Source organism: Nostoc sp. WHI (genome assembly GCF_015714725.1).
In the GTDB taxonomy this organism is placed as follows: Bacteria; Cyanobacteriota; Cyanobacteriia; order Cyanobacteriales; family Nostocaceae; genus Nostoc.
Window position 1 is genome coordinate 25,639 of sequence record NZ_WBKM01000245.1, and the last position, 23,925, is coordinate 49,563.

Below are 23,925 nucleotides of genomic sequence, written 5' to 3' on the forward strand. Positions count from 1 at the left end.
TCATAATTGGCATCTATCCTATTCATTAGTTGCTGCTTCTAGCCAAACTTCCACATCATCTGTTAGCAATTTGTGTGCTGCTTCTAGCATTGATGCTGCTATATCTTTGAGGTCTTCGCGGTTGTTCAAATAAGTTTTCAATGCTTCCATTGGGTCGATGCTGCTACTTGCACTCAATTCGGGAATGCGAGGTCTAGCTAATTGACTGACTAATTCTGCTTGAATAGTGTAGGTGTGAGCAAGACTTAAAGCAGTATGTAAGGAGGAACTGTCAATTAAATCCATTTGTTCCGAGCGGAGTTTGTAAATTAGCCGCACTACAGCATCTTCAATATCATACTTGGCGATCGCTTTCATTAATACTGCTTGGGGATCATCTGCTTTCGAGATATCCACTTCAATGGTGCGAAAAGTCCGAACTGTTAAGGGACAAAATTCCCATTCAGCACTCCCCCGCTCCAGTTTTAGCATCACATAGCCTTTGTCTTCTTTTTCTTCACTAAAATCTACCCGCTCAATACTCCCTGGATAAATCACAGGCGGCTTGTTAGATTTATTCAGATTTTGGTGGCGGTGGACGTGTCCCAACGCTACATAATCAAAACAAGGCCGCGTCAACAAAGATAGGGGTAAAGTAAAACCTTTACCTACTGCCAAAAAGCGTTCTGCGCCCAAGGTAGCATTGTCAGCCATCAAGTGAGCTAAAAGCACAGTTGGTACATTGGGGTCAAGACGGCGAATTTCCCCTTCCAGGACAACTCGCAGGCGTTCCGTTAACAGTTGGTTGACTTCCGCCAAAGACAAACCTTCAGTCTCTTGGCGAGTCATCAGAGTCGAACGCGTCAGCCAAGGGAGGGTGATTACTTGGACTTTGCCATTGCGGGTTTCGATACAGTGAGTAGTTAATGTATCACCGACAACAAATCCTGGCACTCCCAAGGTGCGGTAAATATTTAAACTCGCTCCTCCCTGTCCTTGGGAGTGTTGATCATGGTTGCCTACCAGTAGCACTGTGGGAATATTCGCATCCATCAGACGACGAAACTGGCTGGCAAAAGCATATTGTACATAGGGTGGTGGTGTAGCATCCGGGAAAGCGTCACCACCAAATATGACCAAATCCACGGTATCTGCGATCGCTCGGTCAATACATATAGATAGGGTATTGACAAAATCCTCCAATCGTGTATTTAATCCAGTTGCAGGATTAATTCGTCCGTGGGAGAAACCGCTTCCCATGTGGATGTCGGAGAGGTGGAGGATTTTTATCATATTTGTCCTTTGTTCTTTGTTTACATATTAATGGCAAATAACTATTGAGAACTGTCTAAATGTCTCAAACCTACTAATTCGTGACCAGTTTTCTACCTGTTTTTTGATGTTTTTGTATATTTTATTGCAATAATTTATGAAGTTTGTACAAAATTATTCATTTCGTAAGGAATTTTACTTAAGATATTAAGTATCAGAAAAAAATTGTTTTGATTAACTACTAGTAATCGGAAGTCAATGAGTAACGGCATAAATCCTGTAATTCAGCAAAAAATCAAGGATTGGAGAGATAAACTTGCTGGTTCAAGTAACAGTAACCCACTACTTGACTTCCGAAAGAGCAATAAGCCAAAAATTGAGGTTCTTACACCACCTTTAATCTTATTTAACAACCTCGCTGGATATGAATCTGAATCAATTTCCTTTAAGGAGTTGAGAACTAACCCAACTGAAGCTGACCTCATTAAGCTTCTCGATAAACTGGGTACAGAAGCAAAAAAAACAATAAAAGAAAAGGGTTTCATTAGTCTGTTCCTAATCCTTGGTACTTTGACCTGGTTTGATACAGCAAAGCCTCAAGAAAAAAAGGAGAAGGATAAGTTAGTATCTCCTCTATTGCTCATTCCAGTGGAATTACAAAAGAAAGGTAAAAAGCCACCAGAATATACACTATGTTCTACTGATGAGGATATTTCCATTAACTTTCTTTTAGTAAACAAGTTACGTGACGAATTTAATATCACATTGCCTGAAGCTGAAACACTTCAAAAATTTGGCTATGAAGAATTTATAAATGCAGTGCGTATTGCTATAGGCGAAAAGCAGGATTGGCAACTAGAAGAAACTGCTTATATTACTTTATTTGACTCTATTAAAACAGCGATGATTAAGGATCTGGAACAAAATCAGGAAATCATCGCCAATCACCCGCTTCTGCAAGGGCTTGCTCTACAAGAAGCACCAGAAAATCGTAATTATATTAAAACAATCACAGATAAAGAACTGGATACAATTAATCCTGAATTGATATATCAAATATGTAATGCTGATTCTAGCCAGCAACTAGTAATTGAAGCTGCAAAGGCAGGGCTTAGTTTTGTAGTGCAGGGGCCTCCAGGGACAGGAAAAAGTCAAACGATTGCCAACATAATTGCCGAACTAATAGGCAAAAACAAAAAAGTTCTGCTAGTTGCAGAAAAGGAGACCGCCTTAGATGCTGTATACAAGACACTACGAGATTCTGAGCCTAGCCTTGAAGACTTATGTTTAAAACTACATCATAAAGGTACAACTATCAAGGAGTTGGTAAAAGAATTAAATCAAACTAAAAGTCATTTGTCACAAAGAAATGAAACTGAGTCACAACAGGAAAAGCGAGATATATTCTTTCAAAAATTGCGTGACTGTCGGCAAAGCCTTAATAGCCACACTACAAGTTTACATCATAAATACCAGCCAATAAACAAATCTGCTTTTGAACTTTATGGTGAATTACTAAAACTGGGACGAGAGTTAGATACGATACTCGAATTTAATACTTATAATCTTGAAGAGTGGTCAGAACAAAGATTATTATTGCAAGCTAAAGATTTACTGAATAACCTGGGACAATTTGAGCCATTTTTTCGAGGAAGACAGAAAACTGTATGGTCAAGTAGTCCTATAAGGAGATGGAATTCTGATGTTAGTAGGGACTTACGTCAGAATATTGACAACTTGCAACAAGGAATTCAACTTGCCACAAGAACTACTAATCGTTTGCGAGAGTTATTAAATATAGAACCTGCTAACACTTTATTAGCTTTAGACAAACTTCAGCTAGCGATAGCTCATCTTATTGAAGTACCTCCACGTTTTCCTAAGAATTGGTTGCGAGGAACAATATTAAATACTCTGCAACAAAATTTTGATGAACTTAAAGATGATATTGTTGAACTTCAACGTATAGGCTCAGATTTGAGTACTAAATACATCAATGAGTTTTTAAGCTGGAATTTACCAGAACTGAGGAAATTTAAGCAACGCTTTCAGAATTATAGAGGGAGTTTTCGCTGTTTAAGATGTGGTTATTGGCGCACTCGTAGAAGCCTTGTTAGCCTCCAAAAAGTAAAAAATCGAGTGACTGACCAAAAATTGCTTGAAGACATTGATAATGCATTGAAGCATCATGATATTTTGAATAAATTGAAAGATACTACACATCAATATCATCGAGCGTTTGGTTCATTCTTTGAAGCAGAAATGCCAAGCTTAGATGCTATTGAGCAAGCATTGAATTGGTTGAAAGGTCTACAAAGTTATTCACTGCCTTCAAAGGAAGTTGCAGTAGTTGTCTCTTCATCCGAAAATTTGCAAGAACTTAGAACTTTATTAACAAATTTACAGACTTCACGAAACTTGATAATAGAAGGCTTTGAATTCCTCAAACAACATTTTCACCAGGAACCAATGACAAAACCTGGTGAATTAGAAAGAAAATCTTTATATGAAGTAGAAAATTTCCTTAATAAAGCGCAAAAAGAACTAGTTCTGTTCCAACAATGTTTAGACTGCGAACAGCTAGTAGAGAAACTAGAAGATATTGGAGCTAAAGATTTTTTATTAAAACTAAGAGAGTCTAATATTCAACCAAATTTTTGGTTTTTAGTTCTGCAACAAGGTATTTATAAGGACTGGTTGCAATATATCTTAGATAGTACTGAATTGCGGAATTTTAACCAAAAAAGGCATGAGCAGAAATTAGAGGAATTTTCTCAGCTTGATAATGAACAGTATCAAGTAGCAATACAGCGTTTGAGACAACTCCACGCTGAACGCTGGAAAAAGTGGTCTGAACAACCAGAAGCAAGGACGCAAATACAATTACTTGAAAAACAAAACACATTAAACAAAGGGCATAAAAAAATCCGTCAATTCATCAAAGAAGCTTCTAAACTTGTGACTACCTTAAAACCTTTTTGGCTAATGAGTCCACTTGCTGTTAGTCAATACATAGAACCGGAGGTTGTAGAGTTCGATGTAGTAATTTTCGATGAAGCTTCCCAAGTTTGTACCGAAGATGCAGTACCTTCCATTATGCGAGCAAAGCAGGTAATAGTCGTTGGTGACAATAAGCAACTACCGCCAACTTATTTCTTTAAAAGCAATGCTTCAGGTGGTGAAGATGAGGAGCAAGAAATATATGACAGCTTGCTCGATGAATCTTCAATATTTCTAGATAAAGTTAGGCTGAAGTGGCACTATCGCAGTAAACACGAGAGTTTAATTGCCTTCTCAAATCAAAATTTTTATGATTCAGAGCTTTTGACTTTCCCAAATCCAGCAAAAAATCCTAATCTAGGCGTTCATTTTAAATACGTTCCAGAGGGAATCTACACCCCTGGTGATAGTGGACAATATAATATCCGCGAAGCACAAACAGTAGCAGAACTGACAATACAGCATTGTCTGGAACATTGTCGGGAACATCAGGATCTTTCTGAACTTTCTTTAGGAATTATTGCGCTAAATGAATCTCAAGCAGAAACGATTCGAGACAAACTACAGCAACTCAGTTCAAATTATCCAGACATACAAGAATTGTGTCAAGAAGATTCGCGTAATTTCTTTATTAAACCACTAGAAAGAGTTCAAGGAGACCAGCGAGAAGTAATTATTTTTAGCTTTGGGTTTGGGTTTTATGAAAATAAAGAGGATCTAAATCACAACTTTGGGCTTCTAAGTAAATCAGGAGGAAGGCGGCGGCTAAATGTGGCAATAACTCGCGCTCAAGGTAAATTTGTGTTAGTAGCTTCCATCAAAGCAGAAGATTTTCAGCCTAAAAAACCAAACGAAGAGATAACACTGTTGAAAAAGTATTTTGCTTATGCCGAAAATGGTGGTGAAAAATTAGAAACGCAGTTTGATAATAATTTTTCCGAATATGATTTTCTTTTTGAAGATGATGTATATCAAGCTCTAACACAGCAAGGATACAGCGTGAAAAAACGGGTAGGTCGTTCAGCCTATCCCAAGGTTATAGTTATATGCTTTTTCGTATAGAAAAGCGTAAACAGCAAGATTGGGAGTCATTAGAAACTATAAAAGAGCTAGTTACTCAAGCTCAAAATGCTATTTATTCAGGAGAATATGAGAAAGTAAAAAAATTTATTTTACCTGCTATTGAAATAGCTATTCTCCAAAGTCCTGATGTAACGAAAGCTGACCGAGGCAATATGAGATTAAAAATTGGAGAGGAATTGAAGGAACTTGGTTTGCAATCCACAAAAGTGCAAAAGCGATCGCTTTACTCAATTATGCAGCGACCTTTGCCACAGATTGACGCAGCAACAGAAGCTGAATTAGCTTCTCTAGAGCAGCTTTTCCAGCAAAGTTATCAATAAACTAGCCTCTAAATCTGTTGTGTAACACTGTTATCTAAGCGCAGAGTAAGCAGAGAAGGGGAAGTCGGGGAAAATTCTTCTTTTCTTATATTCCCGACTCCCCACTCCCCACTTCCCCTTAAATATGAATTCCACATTCTGTTTTATTACTTCCCCGCCAGCGTCCGGCGCGTTCGTCTTCGCCTTCGCCGATTTTGGTGGTGATGGGTTCGTCGCCGATGCTGGGATAACCTTTGTCGTGTAGAGGGTTGTAGATGACTCCGTGTTCAGCCACGTAAAGCCAGCTGTGTTGGCGTGTCCAGGTAGCTATAGGATTTACTTTCAGCCGGCCTTTACCATCTAATTCAAATATGGGCATATTAGCACGGGTTACTGCTTGATCACGGCGGCGTCCGGTGATCCAAGCGACGCTGTTGAGTTCGTCTAGACTCCGTTGCAGTGGTTCAATTTTTGTAATGTGGTGGAATTGAGTAATATCTTTGTCCCAGAGTTTTTCGCCATATTTGGCTTCAAAGGCTTCGCGGGTGTCTACATCTGGAGTTTTGTAAGTTTGCAGATCCAGATTGTAGACTTGTTTAGCTTTGGCAACTAATTCTAGGCTTTCGGGGAAGTGGTGCAAGGTGTCGAGAAATATCACAGGAACTGGATGCTTCAGTTCACTGTAAAGAATATGAGTAATTATCATGTCATCCACATTAAAGGCGCTGGTTTGCACCAGTGCCGTTGGGATATTCTCTATAGACCATGCCAGTATGTCTTTTGGAGTGGCAGTTTCAAATTGCTGATTTAATTGCTCTAAGTCAAAAGCGATCGCTTGGGTTCTAGATGCCGTGGAGACTGTCATGATAATCTTCTTTTCAAATAATTTCTACCTTGATTAAGATTTATCTTACCCCATAAAGGCGCGTATTCCGCTCGGAAATTAGGTAATTATTATGTTCGGGAATTACTACATTATGGGCACTGAGCGCTGTTCTATTTTTAATACTCAGTAAAAACGAATACACGAGGAATAATTCTCATATTCATTAAGAAACTTTACGGTAATTTAAGTTTTACAGGAATTTTATCAATATTTATACTGATGTTGATATGGTTAAGAAACTATTAATAAACAGGATTTTACTTACAATGAAAAATTCAAAATTCCCCAATCCATTAGGCGAATCGATGATTATGGGTGCTTTGATCATGTTGACCAGCGTTAGCATCATTACGATAATGAACTTTTTCTAAGATAAAGACTTCTAATTTTAGCAATAAAACTTTACAAAGCCCGGCTCGTTTTGAGCCGGGCTTTTACATTTTTTATCCAGACATATTTGCCTATTAGCACTGGTTAAAAGGGCATTGGTAAATTCAGCGTGTCCCATGCCCCTTTACCGAATTTAAACTTGTTACCAAAATAACTGTCCATGAACGGTTGTAAATGAGATGATGGAGTAATTAGAGAAAAAGGTGAACAATTGTTATCTTTCTCCTTCCGCTTTTTGTTGCAGAATGGCATCACAGTATTGAATGAGAATTGTCAAGCGATCGCTAATCGTTTGAAGTCTCGCTTGTACAGTAGATGCCTGCCGCGCTCCTTGGAAAAACATCACATCTATTTCCAACAGGTGCAGTTGCTTGCTTATCTCCGTTTGATAAGACTGCACTTGCGAGTTTTCATCAGCTATAGGCACAATCTGCTGCCGGAAAAATTGCTGCAACGAGGCTACGCCTTGCCGCAGTTCGCCAGCATCAATTTGGGTAGTTGTGGCATCGGAGCGTAATTGCTCTAGCAAAGTTACGAGTGCCAGATATTTCTCACGGTTTAAAGACATCCAGTGCTAGTTAAGATAGTATTAATGTCAAGTAATTTTTCTTCTACAATAAACTTTCTTAAACACTTATCAGCACTAAAAGCCTCAAATCGTTATTGTTTGAGGCTTTGTTTGCCATCAATGGATTTTCAATCTTATGATCCTTGAAACTCACACTGGATGACTACTATAGGTACTTGGAGAATCATCCTGACACTGTTTTTTCTACCCGTCTTTGGGCAACAGCGTCTTTTGACGGCGATGCTGCTAGTCTTGTCTATTTCACACTTATCCACCGATCCCCTATCAACCTAATTGTATGAGCAGCATAGCTATAAATTCATCAGTTGATCTTGCCATTCCGGAATGGTTAAAAAAATGTCTAAAGGAGTCATTGACAACTAGCGGCGTAGCGGAAGATGACCGAAGACATAGTGATGCAGTCTTGATTGGTCGCGCATTTGAATTTGCTTACCAATTGCATCAAGGTCAATATCGCAAATCGGGAGAACCATATATTGCTCATCCCATTGCCGTGGCTGAATTGCTGCGTGATTTGGGGGGTAGTGCTGCTATGATAGCAGCTGGATTTCTCCATGATGTAGTTGAAGATACAGAAGTTACAAGTGAAGAAATAGGAGAGCGCTTTGGCCCAGAAGTGCGGCAATTGGTCGAAGGAGTCACCAAGCTTTCTAAAATCAATTTCACCAGCAAAACCGAAAGCCAAGCCGAAAACTTCCGGCGGATGTTTTTGGCAATGGCGCAAGATATTCGGGTAATTGTGGTGAAATTGGCAGATCGTTTGCATAATATGCGAACTTTACAATACATGTCAGAAGCCAGCCGCCGCCGCAGTGCTCAAGAAACGCGAGATATCTTTGCGCCCTTAGCTAATCGCTTGGGGATCTGGCGGATTAAATGGGAACTGGAAGATTTGGCTTTTAAATATTTGGAACCGGAAGCTTTCCGCCAAATGCAGGAGTATGTTTCCGAAAAACGAACGGCGCGAGAAGAAAAATTGGCCAAAGCTACAGACATTTTGCGGGAACGTTTGCAGCAAACTGGAATTCACTGCCAGGATATTAACGGTCGTCCCAAGCATCTTTATGGTATTTACCAAAAAATGCAACGGCAACAAAAGGAATTTCATGAAATTTACGATTTGGCCGCGCTGCGAATTATTGTTCAAACCAATGAGGACTGCTATCGGGCGCTGGCGGTGGTTCATGATACTTTTCGCCCAATTCCTGGGAGATTTAAGGACTATATTGGACTGCCAAAGCCTAACCGTTACCAGTCGTTGCATACTGGGGTGATTGGCTTAACTGGTCGTCCTTTAGAGGTGCAAATTCGGACGATAGAGATGCATCATATCGCCGAGTATGGGATTGCAGCCCATTGGAAGTACAAAGAAACAGGAGGTTCTAGCATTAGCCATTTGACAACCGCAGATGACAAGTTTACTTGGCTGCGGCATCTGCTGGAATGGCAAAGTGATCTCAAGGACGCACAAGAATATCTTGATAGTGTCAAAGATAATTTGTTTGAAGATGATGTCTATGTCTTCACCCCTAAAGGTGATGTTGTACCTTTAAGTCCTGGAGCTACAAGTATAGATTTTGCTTATCGCATTCATACCGAAGTGGGGAACCATTGTGCAGGGGCGCGGGTGAATGGACGAATAGTACCTCTATCAACACGGTTGCACAATGGAGATATTGTAGAGATTATTACCCAAAAGAACTGCCATCCGAGTTTGGATTGGTTGAACTTTGTCAGAACTTCGGCAGCGAAATATCGGATTAAACAATGGTACAAGCGATCGCGCCGCGAAGAAAATGTAGCCCGTGGACGAGAATTGTTAGAAAAGGAACTTGGTAAAACTGGTTTTGATAGTTTACTGAAATCAGATGCGATGGAGACTGTCGCCGAAAAGTGCAACTATCACAGTGTGGAAGATTTACTCGCTGGTTTGGGTTACGGCGAAGTTACGTTAAACCTAGTGCTAAATCGTTGGCGAGAAGTTGCCAAGGGACAACAACCAGTTTCCACTGCGCCGCCATTTATCCCTAAAGAACCAACTACATCAAAAGCTTTGCGAGATGCACCTGTAACTACCTTCCGCTCCACAGATTCGCCAATTGTTGGGGTAGAAGGTTTGGTGTATTATTTAGCTGGGTGTTGTACCCCGATTCCTGGCGAACCGATTATTGGTGTGGTGACGCGAGGTAGGGGGATTTCGATTCATCGCCAAGGCTGCAATAATCTGGAGAGTGTGGAGTATGAGCGCCTAGTACCAGTCAGGTGGAACCCAGCCTCGGAAAATAGTGGTCGTCCGCACACATACCCAGTGGATGTGCAAATTGAAGCACTTGATCGCGTGGGAGTGCTAAAGGATATTTTGTCACGTTTAAGTGACCAAGGGATCAATGTGCGTCATGCCCAGGTGAAAACCGCTATTAGTCAACCTGCATTGATGGACTTAGGAATAGATATACGCGATCGCTCTCAACTAGAGCAAGTGTTTGTCCAAATTAAGAAAATGAGTGACATTTTGAATATCCGCCGCGTTGGTCAAATTGACGAGTAGGTGTGCCAATTGGTAGGGTGGAATAGCACTTACTAAATCGCTGAATTTTAGATCCCCGACTTCTTTAAGAAGTCAGGGATCTTGGCAACAACTTGGGCTTAAGGGTTGCTCATTTCACCCCACAGCTAGCTGTGCGCTCCTACGAGGATTTCATTCAACTGACAAAGTTTCTAGCTTAACAATCAGGTCATCAAAGTCTTGATCTCCGCCACCGTAAATATCCTCAAAACCGTATTCATTTGGCGATATGACTTTGACATGAGATTTGCCATCAGGATTAGCACCAGTATTGAAAAAGTAAGCTAGAGGCGGTTTAGAACCTTCATTTTTGGGGTTTTTCTCTAAAAATAGTGCTGGAGTGCCGTTAGCAATCAGGAACACACTATATTTAGGCCCACCCGGTAATTTATATTGGAAAGTTTGCCCTTTTTGATATGAACCTTGATCAGCATTTGGTAGCGGAATACGATTTTTAACCACGGTAGCAGCATAATCAGGATCTCCCGGTTTGACTCCAGCAGTGCTGCCATCATCATTGATCGCAAAGATACCAAAGCTATTGTTATAACCAATATTAGCAGGAACATTAACTGTGATTTGAACCTTGTAGGTTTTTCCAGCTTCAGTAGCTATGGTTCCCTTATCTGAAATCGGAGTGGCAGGTGTGGAAGTATTGGACGTAGAAGATGGTGGTGGGGCAATGGGTACGACAGAATAAGGTACTTCCGTAAATTTCCAGTACTGACCTAAATAGTCTCCTGTATCTGCTATTGTAGGTTGCTTAGTGCTAGGGTTTAAATCTAGGGATTGACCATCACCCAACGACTTAGTTGTCAATCGATAATAATCTTCATATCCACTACTATCAATTGGTGTGATTTTCCAGTACTGACCTAAATAGTCTCCTGTATCTGCTATTGTAGGTTGCTTAGTGCTAGCGTTTAAATCTAGGGATTTTTCTGACCCTAACCACGCCGTTGTTAGTCGATAATACCCATCACTAACAGAAGTAAATTTCCAGTACTGACCTAAATAGTCTCCTGTATCTGCTATTCTAGGTTGCTTAGTGCTACCGTCTAAATCTAGGGATTGACCATCACCCAACCACTTAGTTGTCAATCGATAGAATTTACCTTCTTGTATTGGCACAACCTCAAATTTCCATTTGAAGTGATCGACTTTTTGGTTAGTCCATTGTATGACATTGGTTCCATCAGTTTTAACACCACCATATACAGCTAAAGCTTTGCCACTGTGTTTGGCGATGAGGTAGAAATAGCCTTCACCTGCATCCTCAAATTTCCATTTTTCGTTATTATCACTGGTTTTTGCCCACTGGATGACATTAGCTCCGTCAGTAAACTCACCACCAGAGACATTTAAAGCTTTGCTACTGTGTTTGGCGATGAGATAGAAATAGCCTTCACCTGCATCTTCTAAGTGCCATTTCGAGTTATTGGAACCTGTTTTTTGATACTGAATGACATTAGCCCCATTCTCAATCTTCTCTCCATCCACAGATAGAGCTTTGTCACTGTGTTTGGCGATGAGGTAGTAGTCTTTTCCTGCGGTAGGTAGTGTTGAAGGCGAAGTGATTTCTTCCAACTTGAAAATATCGTCGTTGGCATTGACACCCCAAACAGTACCATCTGCTGCAACTGAAACGTGTTTCAGGCTCCCGCTAATAAGTTCCCATGTATTATTAACATATTGAAAGATTTGATCGCTAGCATTAACACCCCAAATTTGAGAGGCAGAACCAACGGATATCTGTTTGAGTTGACCACTCATTTGCTCCCATTGCTTATTTCCCAAATACTTGAAAATATTGTCGTTGGCATTGACACCCCAAACAGTACCATCTGCTGCAACTGAAACGTGTTTCAGGCTCCCGCTAATAAGTTCCCATGTATTATTAACATATTGAAAGATTTGATCGCTAGCATTAACACCTCAAATTTGAGAGGCAGAACCAACGGATATCTGTTTGAGTTGACCACTAATTTGCTCCCATTGCTTATTTCCCAAATACTTGAAAATATTGTCCTTGGCAGTGACACCCCAAACAGTACCATCTGCTGCAACTGAAACGTGTTTCAGGCTCCCGCTAATAAGTTCCCATGTATTATTAACATATTGAAAGATTTGAGCGCTAGCATTAACACTCCAAATTTGAGAGGCAGAACCAACGGATATTTGTTTCAACTTGCCTGTTACTGGCTTCCATGTAACCATACTTTTCCTTTTTTTAATTCAGTTTCGGACAATTTTTGAGCTGCTTTTTACAACAATAAGAGCAGATCCACAGTTCTCAATATTTCAGAATATTGATGAGAAGACAAGAACACTTAAGACATTTAAGACAGTTAAGCAAACATTCATCTAACCTTCATATAACAGCTTGATTACTTTATGCTAACTTTACAATACCTTTTTTATTGGCGTTGTTGCGTGAATAGGCAAAATGGCAAATTTTACTTATCGCCTATATTCTCTTGCCGCCTAGCCCAACGATGAAGACCAAAGCCCATATCGCCTTGGCAACCGTTGTGCTTAGAATGGATATTAGATCAACACAAAGAAAAGAAACCTAAAGACCCGACAATTTATGTACCTCGATAATGATGGATGATTAATATTGATGAGTGTCTATATTGATTCCAAATCCCTATGCAAAATGTATTTCCCGGAGAGGTATTCGCCAATACTGCTGATTTTGACACTGGTATTCGCCAGTTTTTACCGCGATACGATGAGATGTTGGAGGTAATTACTCTTTGTATATCTTCTACAAGTCGTCGCATTTTAGAATTAGGTTGTGGTACAGGCGAACTTAGTCTTAAGATACTCAATCGCTATCCAGAGGCCCAAGTAATTGCCCTAGATTACTCACCTCGAATGCTGGAATTTGCCCAAGATAAAATCACAGCAGCTGGATATCAACAACGCTGGACTGGTATTCAAGCAGACTTTGGCGACTGGGCAAATAATCCAGAGAACTTGGATATTGGTAGCGAATTTGATGCCTGTGTCTCATCCTTGGCAATTCACCATCTCCAAGATGAGATGAAATTGAAGTTATTGGAGCGAATTGCTGCTAGTCTCACTCAAGACGGCTGTTTTTGGAATGCAGACCCTACTTTACCAGAATCACCAACTTTAGCAGAAGTTTACAAGGCGGCACGAAAAGAATGGGCAGTTGAACAGGGAATTAATTTAACAGAGATTGGCGCTAAACGTGGCGCGAGTAGCACCCAAGGTTACTCTAGTCAAGACCAACTAGCTAGCTTAGATGCTCATTTACAAATGTTGAGCAAAGCTGGATTTAAGACAGTTGCAGTACCTTGGAAATATTATGGTCTAGCGGTGTTTGGTGGCTGGCTGTGAAAATTTTAGGTTTTGGATGCCTAGATTTGAGATTCGCCTGTCTTTCATCTATGGTAACAAAACAGCAATAAATAACATTATTTCCCTTGATAAGAACTAATATATAAACGCTTTGGGTTTATAAAGGTGGTTTTGCTAACTCATGCAAGGATTCTAGCTGAAACTTGCGGTATTTAAGCTGCCCTTGGGTTTTTAGGTAATATTTCCACATCAAAGTACTCCATGAGGGTACTATCCATACTCCACAGATTTATCCGAAAATACAAAGTAGAAAATTTTTTTCAGAAAACAAACCAGGGACACGCGATTTTGATTCGTTTTTCTGCTCCTTTGTTTGCTATCACTTAGTTTCAAAAGGAGAATATTTTGATGGCTCGAAATAAAAAGAAATCAGCCGGATTTAAGTATGAGCATCTACTTTACTCTAGATGCCCGATTTGTTGTATTATCCCGCCCCATATGCTGGAAAATGTGGTGGTGAATGGTAATCCCGAACAGCGTAGTTGGGCTTTTCGTACATTAAATGTTTCGGCACAGCTTCGCGGACGCAGAGATGTTGTAGGTAATGTCTCCTTTGCACCTTCTCCAGGTGAGAAGCGCCGCACAATCTACGATGCGAAATCTGGACAGCAACTCCCTGGCACATTGGTACGAGCTGAAGGAGATCCACCAAGCAGTGATCCAGCAGTGAATGAAGCCTATGATGCGGCTGGTGCTACTTATGACCTGTTTTATGAGATATTCGATCGCAATTCTATTGATGACAAAGGACTGGGTTTAGATTCTACCGTGCATTATGGCGTCAAATACGATAACGCCTTTTGGAACGGGGATCAAATGGTTTATGGTGATGGCGACGGAGAACTGTTTCAACGCTTCACCAAGTCAATTGATGTCATTGGACATGAGCTAGCTCATGGCATAACACAGCATGAAGCGGGTTTACTGTATTATGGCGAGTCAGGGGCACTGAATGAATCCTTTGCTGATGTCTTCGGTTGCCTGGTGAAACAAAAAACCAAAAATCAGACTGCACAAGAGGCAGACTGGATCATTGGTGAAGGTCTTTTAGCACCTACCGTTAAAGGTGTTGGCATTCGCTCCATGAAAGCACCAGGAACAGCATACGATGACCCTCTATTGGGTAAAGACCCCCAACCAGGCCATATGAAAGATAAATATACTGGTGTTGAAGATAATGCTGGAGTGCATATTAACTCAGGAATTCCTAACCATGCATTTTATCTAGCGGCTATTGAGATTGGTGGTTATACCTGGGAGACAGTTGGTAAAATCTGGTACATAGCTTTACGCGATCGCCTGCGTGCCAAAGCAGATTTTAAAAAAGCTGCCAACGTCACTATTCAAGTTGCTGGCGAACTCTATGGTAATGACAGTAAGGAGCAGAAAGCTGTACAGAACGCTTGGCAAAAGGTAGGAGTTCTCTAGTAGAGACGCGATTAATCACGTCTATTGCGATTAATCGCGTCTGTTAAAAATGAAAACTCACAACTCTTAACTTTTTGGATGTGCTGTTTATTGTTGTTAAACTGGGAGGTGAAAACTATCATCTCCCAATTTTTGTATTTATCCCAACTAAGTAGCACAACGGAGAGCAAAAAAAATGCGGATATCCTTTGAACGCACGGGCGGCTTTGCTGGGATTAGCAAGAAAACAACCGTTGATACAGCCGATCTCCCACCAAATGAAGCCGCCACCCTTCTCCGACTGGTAGAAGTTGCTGATTTATTTAGGCTACCTGAACAAATTACCTCGCCGAACCCTCAGAGCGATCGCTTTCAGTATAAGTTAACAGTGGAAGACAACGGCAAGCAGCATACTGTAACTGTCAGTGAGTCAGCATTACCAGGAACCTTAAGACCCCTAATTGAATGGCTACAAAACACAGCACAGAAAAGCTAAAGAAATGTAAAGAGAGTAAAATAAGGCGATCGCTTCATCTAAAGATAAATCAAGAAGTAATGTAGTATCCTTCAGGACAATAGATTGAATTTATATTATGAGTGTTGTTGTTTTTTGAACATTGACAACAGCAAACACATAAGTCCCATTACTACCAGTGATACCGAAGAAGCGGGTTCTGGGACAGAATGAGGATTTTGCACAGGCTGATAAGCGATCGCATTCTCTGGAATAACGCTGAGTGATCCCAAAAGTCGTTCAATGTTGCTGGATATATCGGTGTCATTAATACCAACACTTCTAGAAGAGATCAGCCGATTAAATGTCTCGGTACTTGATAGATCAAAATCTCCTGTTAACACCAGAAAATCCTGACCTATTTTACCTATGAGGGAGTCAATCAGATTGTTAACATCAGTCTTGATCCCTTGCGAGGATAATTCTAAACCGCTAATATTTTTGTCACTATCTACTAACCACTTGCCATTACCAATAATTTCATTTCCACTGGTAAAAACCCAGTTACCATTTCCAATAATTGTATTATTACTACCGAAATCCCAGTTGCCATTTCCAATGGTGGCGTTGTTACTGCCGAAGTGCCAATTACCATTACCTAATGTTGCGTTGTTAGTACCGTTATCCCAATACCAGTTACCGTTACCAAGGGTTGTGTTACCCTTTCCAAATAGCCAATTACCATTACCTATGGTTGCGTTCTCATCATTAAAGTTCCAGTTTCCGTTGCCAATGGTTGCACTGTTACTGCCATAATCTGAATTAAAATTACCAATGGTTGCGTTATCATTACCAAAGTTCCTGTTGCCATTACCAACGGGTGCGTTGCTTTCATTAAAGGATGGACTACCAGTATTAGATGTGTTGCCACCGTTACTAAAGGGTATATTGTTACCAAGGACTTCTCTCAAAGGATCGAAAGGCGATCGCTGAAGCAAACTTTCAGTATCTACAATAGGACTACCATTGCCAGCAAAGGGGTTGATGCCTCCTGCCAATGCGTTGTCAGTGTCCTTGAAAAAATTTTCACCCAGAATTAACTTCAAACGATTAAATATTAACTGCTGAAGCTGGCTTCCACCATCGCCTGCAAAGGGATTGATACCGCCACCTGGAATAGTACCATTGGCAGTAATGGAACTAACGCCATACAGGTTGCTATCGCCACCTGCACTAAAGGTGTTAACCCCACCATTAATTGTCTCGAAAGCAGATGTTTCCATTATTACTAATTCTCCTATCTATTAGTTAAAAACTTTTAAGGTATTCAGTACTTGTTATGTTAAATATTATTTTGCTAAACCCGAAATCTCTTTGATAAAGCCTTTAATCACCTTCATTATCAAACTGACAGGAAAGATTGCCGAAAGTCTTTACTAGTAAAGACTTTCGGAGGTAAACATAGTAAACTAGTACAACAAGGCAGAAGGCATATCACTTAATTGATAACGCACACTTTTCAGCTTTATCAAATGGTATGTTTATTTGCGCCAAGCTGTACTAGCATACTATGTGCTGAAGAACTCATCATTGTTCTTCTATGCTTATCTGCTATTTTCGCAAGGATTATACTAAGCGAACGGGATTTCACCAGTACCAAATGATGGGATTCCACCAGTACCAAATGATGGGATTCCACCAGTACCAAATGATGGGATTCCACCAGTACCAAATGATGGGATTCCACCAGTACCAAATGATGGGATTCCGCCAGTACCAAATGATGGGATTCCACCAGTACCAAATGATGGGATTCCGCCAGTACCAAACGATGGGATTCCACCAGTACCAAACGATGGGATTCCACCAGTACCAAACGATGGGATTCCACCAGTACCAAATGATGGTATTTGAATATTATCCGGTATCTCAGTTGTGCTAATACTACCGACTACGGTTGGATTTACACCACCTGCAAAGATATTCCAGAAATTTTCATCAGCGAAAGGATCAACACCAGATGAGAAATCAATCCCATTATTACCACTGCCACCCAATGGACTACCGCTACCTTCTCCATTACCAAGACCACTGAATATATTCAAGAGGTCTTTATCACTTATAACTTCACTTAAGGGAGCGAAGGGTGTATTTATAAACAAGCTATCGCCACTAGTGGAGGAGTTACCGCTACCACTATCAATCAAATCTTCCATCAGGATTAATCTTCCTAGTTATTAGGATAAAATTTTGTTAGCTTAACAATATCAAATACACAAATTTAAGTCTGCTGTCTGACTTTTTTGTTTTATTTTTGTTATTAAACTAGTTAGTAGCTCTTGCTCTGCTTGATTATCTTATAAAGTTTAGATAATCAATTTTTTATCAATGCCACTTACATTAATAATTTATGTTAAGTAAGTTCTAAGGGCAATGATAAATGTTTTGAAACATTTATCAAAATTGTAGATATTTTTAGACGATGAGTTAGAAGATTTGACTAAAATCTTTTGATAATAAAATTTGATTTATGTTAAATACTATATTGCAATGAAAAATATTTGGATAAATTTGTCATATTTTTAGATATTTAATTAATCTGTCTTGGTCTGGGGTTGCATCACTCAACATACGCAAAATCCGCGCATGGGCGAGACTCCCCGGTAAAATAATCGGTAACTGGGCTGTGTATGCTGCGATCGCCTTTGCCCCAGGGAGTAAGATCAGGATTGCACCTACAAGTGACGCGGATGCGATCGCAATTAATGGCGATAGAATTGGTAGCAGGCATTTAGTATTATTCGTGTTAACCTTTGATTTGTAAGATGCTCTCGCAGTCTTTCTAAATAGCTGTTCTATTGATGTGCGATTTGTGAATAAACCAGATCAAGGCATAAGAATATTGATTAAGTAGTTTGATAGTGTGGCAAGATTTTATAGTATTCCTTTGCCCCCAAGTTCAAAACCTCAAAGTTTTGGATAACCATTGATACTACACTTGTAACGACATGGACGCTTTTGCTTCCCTCGCGCCTGAATGGACAAATAAGGCAATACATGCCTATGAGTTTTGCTGTCCTAGCTGCCGATCAAGTAGCCTAGATGCTAAAAAAGTTTGGCTCAATCGGCGATCGCCTGTGCTTACAGAAGACCATCGTCGCAAATGGCAAGAGTTCTACTATTGCCACTGTGGTTCTGTGTGGTGGGCTTGGAGTAGCGATCGCCCCCCAAAAGATATATCTAATCGATCAGATTATAATCCTACATAGCCAATTTTTTCACATGAATGTGGATTTATTAATCTCCCTCTCCTTAGCAAGGCTACGGTGTACACGCAAGTCCTAAAAACCTCGATTTCTCATTATTCTCTCGTTCCCATGCTCTGCATGGGAATGACTGATTAGAGGCTCTGCCTCCAGTCAGATATTGAGCCAGAGACTCAACGAATGCGTTCCCAGGCGGAGCCTGGGAACGAGGAAAGCCTTATCAAGCTAGGTAGGTTTTTTAGAACTTGTGTGTACATCGTAGCTCCTTAGCAAGGAGAGGGTTAAGGTAAGGTTTTAAAGAGCTTTCTACGAAAGTGAGTGAAAAATCTAAACAAAAGCCCACCTCAAGGCGGGCTTTTGTTTATCTAATTCTGAGCTTTATTTGCCATCACCAATTTTAGAAGGTGAAAGTAGTACGCAGAGTACCTACATAGATAGTATCGTTGGCATCGTTGTGTTCTGGATTGAAGATTACCAACAAGCCAGGGGTAACTTGAATATTATCCGAAACCCTGAACTTGTAAAGACCCTCTAAGTGATAAGAAGGATTGTCATCTAAGTTAGTGTTGGCGGCGACATTTTTGATGCTACCACCAGTAACTCTGGGTGGTTGACCAAAAATAACACCTAAGACGTTGCCTTCTCCACCAAAGTCTTTCAGAGCAAGTGAGCCAGCCCAATACCAAATTTCTGCATCTGCACCAACGTTATTACCACCACTCCTAGCATCAACAGTTGTGTAACCTCCCCAACCACTAAGAACCAGCGTAGGACTAAATTGGAAGCTAGCCTGTACACCATAGTTATTGGCTTCGGTACGAGTGTTAGCTCCAAAGGGATTATTTGCAAAAGTACTACCTGTACCTTGGAAGAGGTTGTTGGCAGTGTTACCAGTATTAGTTTGATAGGTGCGGGCGTAGGTTAGACCAATATTTAAGGCTTGGTTGAGTTTGAAAGATAACTGACCAAAGATGGCGTTATCACCATTTAACAGCCCACTATTATTTGCAGGGTCGTTAGCAGTTCTAGCTAGATAAGCACCACTCAAGGTAAGTGGACCATTAGGATTCAAGGTGACAGTCACACCAGCGCCACCTTGACCTTGACGATAAATAGGGCTGAAACGTCCATAACGAGAGAGCGCACCTCTAGCAGAGCTAGCAAAGTCAGGGTTAAAATTGGTAACGTTTTCGTATAATTCAGCACCAGTAGCTTCAACCTTGACACGTACTGCATCAGTAAAGTTGAAGGCATAGTTGACTTTATCAATCGCAACGTTGTTGGTGGTATTACCGTCATAACCCAAACGGGTCATATTAGTACCAGTGCCAAAAGCTGGTGTAGTCGCAGTTGCAGCACTACCGACATTGGAAATGATATTGCCAGCATTCAGACGGATTTGCAACTGGTCTTTACCAGTAAAACTGCTGAACAGGTTCAAACGAACGCGGCTATCAAAAACGGTATTGCTGTCTAAGTCAGGGTTATTGTCAGAGTTAGTATCTGTATCAGCTCTTTGTTCACCAAAAGGCTGAGACACGTTAAATATTGCTTCCCCAACCAACTTAGTGGTAGTAGAGAACTGATTGGCTTCCAACTCCGAAGTGCGGGCTTCTAGTCCATCCACACGACCGCGCAGGGTTGCTAGTTCAGCAGCAAACTCTTCTTGTAAGCGCTGTAAGGTAGTCAGGTCTTGTTTGCTTACCAGGTCAGATGTCGCTGTAGCAATCAGTTCGTTAACCCGGTCTAAACAGGCATTCAAACCTGCGGCAAATTCATAACGGGTCAAAGCACGGTTCCCACGATAGGTACTGTTGGGATAACCTGCAATACAGCCGTAGCGCTCAACTAGGGATTGTAAAGCCTGAAATGCCCAATCTGTGGGCTGCACATCCGAAAATTGAGAAACTGATGTTACCTGATCGATGTTGTTAGACTCTTGAGCTTCAGATAATTGGGCAACACTTGTTCCCTGTTCGTTAACTTCAGCAGCTAAGGCGCTATTTGCAGCGAAGAATGTAGCAGCTACAACAACCGGACTGACCTTAATAAGATTCCAGAATCGTTTTGTCATGTTTTTACTTTCACTCACACCTAATTAATCCAAATTATGGTAAAACGCTTGAGACATTTTACTTTCGGGGATTTTACACACAATCACAGCGATGATTATACTTCATATTCTGCGATTAACACAAGTCAGTTTAAGTATGTTACTGAATTATAATTTTCAATTAATTTATTTGGTAGCCGCAAAATAATGCGACGTTTGTGACGCAATACTATTCCTTCTTCTTCAAGATGCTGTAGGAGCCTTGTAACTGTTACTCGCGTTGTATTTAACACTTCAGCAATATCCTGATGAGTAACATTCAGATCAATCAGCTTACCTTTATCTACGTCACGTCCAAATTTTTCACTTAACCACACCAAAAATTGCCATAAACGTAGTGAAATTGGTTTACGATGCACTATGCTTAGTAGATCCTCCGCCTGTTGAATGTGAGACAACAAGGCATTAACATCTTGATGCCACAGATGAGGTGGCACAATGCTCACTTCCACCCCTGTCAGACATTCAATCTGGTAGGGCTTGACTTTAGACAAAGGATAGCCAATCAGATCCCCTAGTCCCCAATAACCAAGAGTGATCAATGTTCCGTCTTCACTCCACGTTAAGGTACGAACTGCACCGCGCTCAATACGCCAAATTACGTCATTTAGAGGTGGGATTACTTCCCGACGGCTAAATAATTGTTGGGGTAATTGTCCACTTAAAGCATAGCTATTTAACACGGCAGAAGAGTTTGAAGTAGGAGTTGTGGAATACATAATTAACCGTAACCACATAATTATTAGGGAATTCTACTATTGAAATTATTAAGAAATTCTAAAGTAGAGATAGCAACTAACTCAAAATCTTCCGATATTAACAACTTTTAGCTTGAGGCATCTAGTTACTAATATTATGTCCAGTCAAAGACTTATCATTAAGACCGCAGGGGGCAGGGAGAAAAACTTTTGACCATTTTCGTACAGATGCTCCAAATTATAACCAATAAGCGGACTTCATAGAAAATGGAAAGGAATTTTAGTTATTTATTACTTTAATTGTGCAAGTTTAAGGAGAGGTAAGCTTTTCGTAAAATGTTGAATTAACTTATTTTTAATTATTTTAGTATTTTCTTAAAACTAGTACAGCAGGCGTAAGCCTTCCAAATTTGCAGTAGAAGCCTAAGTCCTCAACCTTTATCTGTTGTAGAGCCAGTAGTTTTAGCCTGTGGACTGATCTGAATCGTCAATTAAGAGCGTTGACCGGTAACAATATATGCTACCCTCTGACCGATATTAGTGGCATGATCTGCCATGCGTTCCAGACAACGAATCGCCAGTGCCAGCAGTATAATTGGCTCAACTACGCCTGGCACATCCCGTTGTTGGGCTAAAGTCTGATAAACGCGATCGTAGGCATCGTCTACAGTATCATCCAGGTGCTTTAAAGCTCGCCCACCAACTTCATCGAAATCCGCCAAAGCCACCAAGCTAGTTGCTAACATTGCCTGCGCGTGACGGGACATGATTTCAATCTCTGGTAAAGACGGATGAGGCGCATAAGGAAAGATTTTAATTGCAATCTCAGATAAATCCTCAGCATAATCGCCAATGCGCTCTAAGTCTCGCACTAACTGCATAAAAGCACTCAAGCAGCGCAAATCTTGAACCGTGGGTGCTTGCAGCGTCATAATCGCCGTACAGTCTGATTCTATTTGTCTATAAAAGCGATCAATCTTTTTATCTAATCGGGGAAGTTCCTCAGCTGCTGTTAAGTTACGGGCAAATAATGCTTGGTGGCTAAGGCGAAATGATTGTTCTACCAAAGCTCCCATGCGTAATACATCTCGTTCTAAGCGCCTAATAGCGCGCGCCAGTTGAGGTCTTTGAGGATTTGGGTTATAATAAACAGCTTTCACGCTTGTTATCTCAAAGGTGAAGATATTTTTAACTATAAGTCTTGGCTTAGGGAGTTTGCCATAACTTCAGGAAATTGAATTTGCATCCAAGCCCCACCAGTTTCTGGATGGTTCATAGCTTTGATTGAACCACCGTGGGCGAGAAGAATTTGCTGAACGATCGCTAAACCTAAACCATTCCCAACGATCGCCCCGATAGAATTATTATCTGGCGGTGAATGCGTCCGCGCCTTATCTCCCCGATAAAATCGCTCAAAAACGTGGGGTAAATCTGCCTCAGAAAAACCGACTCCAGAATCAATAAGATTTATTTCAAGCACTTCAGGAGCAGCATTGCCCCTATTATTCGGTGATAGGATTTTTGCCTGGACGTAAATGCTTGTACCAGAAGGACTGTATTTAATGCTGTTGTCTAACAAATTGAGAAAAACCTGATAAATACGGGCTGGATCTGCCTTAATCCAAAGATTTTCTGGGCCAGAATAAGCAAGAGACAGATTTTGTCGCTGTACTAGAGGTTCTAGTGTTTCCCAAACAGATGCAATTAGCGATCGCACTTCCACTGCTTTGGCTTGTAATTGAGTGCTTGGGTTTGCTTCCATTTGGGTGAGTTCCAACCAACTTTGCACCAAGCTAATCAGCCGATCAACTTCCTGCATTAGGCGGTTAACCCAGCGATTTAAAGGTGGCTCCAAACGGTTTTGTAAAGTTTCCACAACCAAGCGAATCGAAGTTAGTGGTGTTCTAAGTTCGTGCGCTAGATCAGAAAAAGAGCGATCGCGTGCTTGATTTATGTCTAATAAGGGTTGACGATTCTCTAAAAAGACTCCTACTTGTCCATTGGGTAAAGGCAAGCTAGATGCCCGTAAAGTTAAAGATTTTATTGTAGATATTTCTTCGGCATTATCATACGTGGGGTGAAATACCCACTCCCGCACCTGTGATTTTTGCCAATCACGAGTTTGCTCAATTAAATGGTCGAGTTCGTAAGACCGTACCAACTCCATTAACAAGCGCACCTGTCCTGGCTGCCACCTTTGCAAATACAAAATTTGCTGCGCTTGTTGATTGCACCACAGGAGTTGATTTTCCTCATCTACCTGCAAATATCCCACTGGTGCAAAATTTAACAGGTCTTGGTAACTTTGCAAGGACTGGTGCAAATCTTGTTGCTTCTGCTTCACCATCTCTATTTCCTGCCACAAACCAGGAGTCAACAGCAGTCCCATTTTGTAAGAATGTGAGGTTAACGGTCGGACTATGCGCCCCAAGTAGCGGTTAAGTTGAACCTGTTGCCAAACCCAAAACCCAATGCCTACCGCTAAACCCAGAAAAAATCCCAATAAGAGCATTTGAGTTGTTAATTTCTTGGT

Annotated in this window: 19 protein-coding genes; 7 read left to right on the plus strand and 12 right to left on the minus strand. The window is 40.8% G+C overall.

The features are described 5' to 3' along the window. Window positions 1-18 precede the first annotated feature (18 nt). A complete protein-coding gene (sbcD, locus tag F8S12_RS24885) occupies window positions 19-1,272 on the minus strand; it encodes an exonuclease subunit SbcD (protein WP_196518976.1) in 1,254 nt (417 codons plus the stop codon). 237 nt (window positions 1,273-1,509) lie between these two features. Here sbcD and F8S12_RS24890 point away from each other — a divergent pair, with 237 nt between their 5' ends. Beyond that, on the plus strand, window positions 1,510-5,313 hold the full coding sequence (locus F8S12_RS24890) for an AAA domain-containing protein (protein ID WP_196518977.1): 3,804 nt from the start codon (window positions 1,510-1,512) through the stop codon (window positions 5,311-5,313). Next, on the plus strand, window positions 5,298-5,654 hold the full coding sequence (locus tag F8S12_RS24895) for a hypothetical protein (protein WP_196518978.1): 357 nt from the start codon (window positions 5,298-5,300) through the stop codon (window positions 5,652-5,654). The genes F8S12_RS24890 and F8S12_RS24895 overlap by 16 nt, the downstream gene beginning before the upstream one ends. Window positions 5,655-5,772: 118 nt before the next feature. Here the strand turns inward: F8S12_RS24895 and cysH are convergent, their stop codons facing one another. Beyond that, the gene (cysH, locus tag F8S12_RS24900) at window positions 5,773-6,498 is read right to left on the minus strand and encodes a phosphoadenosine phosphosulfate reductase (protein ID WP_196518979.1); all 726 of its coding nucleotides are present in this window, start codon (window positions 6,496-6,498) and stop codon (window positions 5,773-5,775) included. A 625-nt stretch (window positions 6,499-7,123) separates the two neighbouring features. After that, the gene (patD, locus tag F8S12_RS24905) at window positions 7,124-7,477 is read right to left on the minus strand and encodes a heterocyst frequency control protein PatD (RefSeq protein WP_196518980.1); all 354 of its coding nucleotides are present in this window, start codon (window positions 7,475-7,477) and stop codon (window positions 7,124-7,126) included. A 298-nt stretch (window positions 7,478-7,775) separates the two neighbouring features. Between patD and F8S12_RS24910 the strand changes: the two genes are divergently transcribed. Continuing rightward, a complete protein-coding gene (locus F8S12_RS24910; protein ID WP_196518981.1) occupies window positions 7,776-10,046 on the plus strand; it encodes a RelA/SpoT family protein in 2,271 nt (756 codons plus the stop codon). Window positions 10,047-10,196: 150 nt separating this feature from the next. Here the strand turns inward: F8S12_RS24910 and F8S12_RS42445 are convergent, their stop codons facing one another. Further along, window positions 10,197-11,837 carry an RICIN domain-containing protein gene (locus F8S12_RS42445; RefSeq protein ID WP_196518982.1) on the minus strand — a complete coding sequence of 547 codons (1,641 nt, stop codon included), beginning with the start codon at window positions 11,835-11,837 and terminating at the stop codon, window positions 10,197-10,199. Window positions 11,838-11,999: 162 nt separating this feature from the next. Continuing rightward, window positions 12,000-12,281, minus strand: a complete 282-nt coding sequence (locus F8S12_RS24920) for a tectonin domain-containing protein (protein ID WP_196518983.1) — start codon at window positions 12,279-12,281, stop codon at window positions 12,000-12,002. A gap of 435 nt (window positions 12,282-12,716) precedes the next feature. Here F8S12_RS24920 and F8S12_RS24925 point away from each other — a divergent pair, with 435 nt between their 5' ends. The 3 genes from F8S12_RS24925 (at window position 12,717) to F8S12_RS24935 (ending at window position 15,357) form a co-directional block, all read left to right on the plus strand. Next, window positions 12,717-13,433 carry a class I SAM-dependent methyltransferase gene (locus F8S12_RS24925; protein ID WP_196518984.1) on the plus strand — a complete coding sequence of 239 codons (717 nt, stop codon included), beginning with the start codon at window positions 12,717-12,719 and terminating at the stop codon, window positions 13,431-13,433. 369 nt (window positions 13,434-13,802) lie between these two features. After that, the gene (locus F8S12_RS24930) at window positions 13,803-14,882 is read left to right on the plus strand and encodes a M4 family metallopeptidase (protein ID WP_196518985.1); all 1,080 of its coding nucleotides are present in this window, start codon (window positions 13,803-13,805) and stop codon (window positions 14,880-14,882) included. A 175-nt stretch (window positions 14,883-15,057) separates the two neighbouring features. Further along, entirely contained in the window at window positions 15,058-15,357 is a 300-nt protein-coding gene (locus F8S12_RS24935) for a protealysin inhibitor emfourin (RefSeq protein ID WP_196518986.1), read from the plus strand. Between the two features lie 95 nt (window positions 15,358-15,452). On the opposite strand, the gene F8S12_RS24940 is transcribed toward F8S12_RS24935, so the two are convergent. The 3 genes from F8S12_RS24940 to F8S12_RS41750 all read right to left on the minus strand — a co-directional run bounded on the left by F8S12_RS24940 (window position 15,453) and on the right by F8S12_RS41750 (window position 18,106). After that, entirely contained in the window at window positions 15,453-16,598 is a 1,146-nt protein-coding gene (locus F8S12_RS24940) for a hypothetical protein (RefSeq protein ID WP_196518987.1), read from the minus strand. Between the two features lie 348 nt (window positions 16,599-16,946). Further along, the gene (locus F8S12_RS24945; RefSeq protein ID WP_196518988.1) at window positions 16,947-17,531 is read right to left on the minus strand and encodes a hypothetical protein; all 585 of its coding nucleotides are present in this window, start codon (window positions 17,529-17,531) and stop codon (window positions 16,947-16,949) included. 404 nt (window positions 17,532-17,935) lie between these two features. Further along, a complete protein-coding gene (locus tag F8S12_RS41750; RefSeq protein ID WP_196518989.1) occupies window positions 17,936-18,106 on the minus strand; it encodes a hypothetical protein in 171 nt (56 codons plus the stop codon). A 217-nt stretch (window positions 18,107-18,323) separates the two neighbouring features. Between F8S12_RS41750 and F8S12_RS24955 the strand changes: the two genes are divergently transcribed. Next, the gene (locus tag F8S12_RS24955) at window positions 18,324-18,584 is read left to right on the plus strand and encodes a hypothetical protein (RefSeq protein WP_196518990.1); all 261 of its coding nucleotides are present in this window, start codon (window positions 18,324-18,326) and stop codon (window positions 18,582-18,584) included. Window positions 18,585-18,978: 394 nt separating this feature from the next. On the opposite strand, the gene F8S12_RS24960 is transcribed toward F8S12_RS24955, so the two are convergent. From F8S12_RS24960 to F8S12_RS24975, 4 genes are all read right to left on the minus strand, one after another. Then, window positions 18,979-20,655: an iron uptake porin gene (locus F8S12_RS24960; protein WP_196518991.1), complete on the minus strand. Its 1,677-nt coding sequence runs from the start codon at window positions 20,653-20,655 to the stop codon at window positions 18,979-18,981. A 125-nt stretch (window positions 20,656-20,780) separates the two neighbouring features. Continuing rightward, on the minus strand, window positions 20,781-21,413 hold the full coding sequence (locus F8S12_RS24965) for a Crp/Fnr family transcriptional regulator (protein WP_196518992.1): 633 nt from the start codon (window positions 21,411-21,413) through the stop codon (window positions 20,781-20,783). Between the two features lie 470 nt (window positions 21,414-21,883). After that, window positions 21,884-22,552, minus strand: a complete 669-nt coding sequence (phoU, locus tag F8S12_RS24970) for a phosphate signaling complex protein PhoU (RefSeq protein ID WP_196518993.1) — start codon at window positions 22,550-22,552, stop codon at window positions 21,884-21,886. A gap of 32 nt (window positions 22,553-22,584) precedes the next feature. Further along, entirely contained in the window at window positions 22,585-23,904 is a 1,320-nt protein-coding gene (locus F8S12_RS24975; RefSeq protein WP_196518994.1) for a sensor histidine kinase, read from the minus strand. Window positions 23,905-23,925: the final 21 nt, after the last annotated feature.

Excerpts from the sequence above, each read along its gene's own strand:
- sbcD (WP_196518976.1), bottom strand. The coding sequence starts at position 1,272 with ATGATAAAAATCCTCCACCTCTCCGACATCCACATGGGAAGCGGTTTC.
- F8S12_RS24890 (WP_196518977.1), top strand. The coding sequence starts at position 1,510 with ATGAGTAACGGCATAAATCCTGTAATTCAGCAAAAAATCAAGGATTGG.
- F8S12_RS24895 (WP_196518978.1), top strand. The coding sequence starts at position 5,298 with ATGCTTTTTCGTATAGAAAAGCGTAAACAGCAAGATTGGGAGTCATTA.
- cysH (WP_196518979.1), bottom strand. The coding sequence starts at position 6,498 with ATGACAGTCTCCACGGCATCTAGAACCCAAGCGATCGCTTTTGACTTA.
- patD (WP_196518980.1), bottom strand. The coding sequence starts at position 7,477 with ATGTCTTTAAACCGTGAGAAATATCTGGCACTCGTAACTTTGCTAGAG.
- F8S12_RS24910 (WP_196518981.1), top strand. The coding sequence starts at position 7,776 with ATGAGCAGCATAGCTATAAATTCATCAGTTGATCTTGCCATTCCGGAA.
- F8S12_RS42445 (WP_196518982.1), bottom strand. The coding sequence starts at position 11,837 with ATGAGTGGTCAACTCAAACAGATATCCGTTGGTTCTGCCTCTCAAATT.
- F8S12_RS24920 (WP_196518983.1), bottom strand. The coding sequence starts at position 12,281 with ATGGTTACATGGAAGCCAGTAACAGGCAAGTTGAAACAAATATCCGTT.
- F8S12_RS24925 (WP_196518984.1), top strand. The coding sequence starts at position 12,717 with ATGCAAAATGTATTTCCCGGAGAGGTATTCGCCAATACTGCTGATTTT.
- F8S12_RS24930 (WP_196518985.1), top strand. The coding sequence starts at position 13,803 with ATGGCTCGAAATAAAAAGAAATCAGCCGGATTTAAGTATGAGCATCTA.
- F8S12_RS24935 (WP_196518986.1), top strand. The coding sequence starts at position 15,058 with ATGCGGATATCCTTTGAACGCACGGGCGGCTTTGCTGGGATTAGCAAG.
- F8S12_RS24940 (WP_196518987.1), bottom strand. The coding sequence starts at position 16,598 with ATGGAAACATCTGCTTTCGAGACAATTAATGGTGGGGTTAACACCTTT.
- F8S12_RS24945 (WP_196518988.1), bottom strand. The coding sequence starts at position 17,531 with ATGGAAGATTTGATTGATAGTGGTAGCGGTAACTCCTCCACTAGTGGC.
- F8S12_RS41750 (WP_196518989.1), bottom strand. The coding sequence starts at position 18,106 with ATGCCTGCTACCAATTCTATCGCCATTAATTGCGATCGCATCCGCGTC.
- F8S12_RS24955 (WP_196518990.1), top strand. The coding sequence starts at position 18,324 with ATGGACGCTTTTGCTTCCCTCGCGCCTGAATGGACAAATAAGGCAATA.
- F8S12_RS24960 (WP_196518991.1), bottom strand. The coding sequence starts at position 20,655 with ATGACAAAACGATTCTGGAATCTTATTAAGGTCAGTCCGGTTGTTGTA.
- F8S12_RS24965 (WP_196518992.1), bottom strand. The coding sequence starts at position 21,413 with ATGTATTCCACAACTCCTACTTCAAACTCTTCTGCCGTGTTAAATAGC.
- F8S12_RS24975 (WP_196518994.1), bottom strand. The coding sequence starts at position 23,904 with ATGCTCTTATTGGGATTTTTTCTGGGTTTAGCGGTAGGCATTGGGTTT.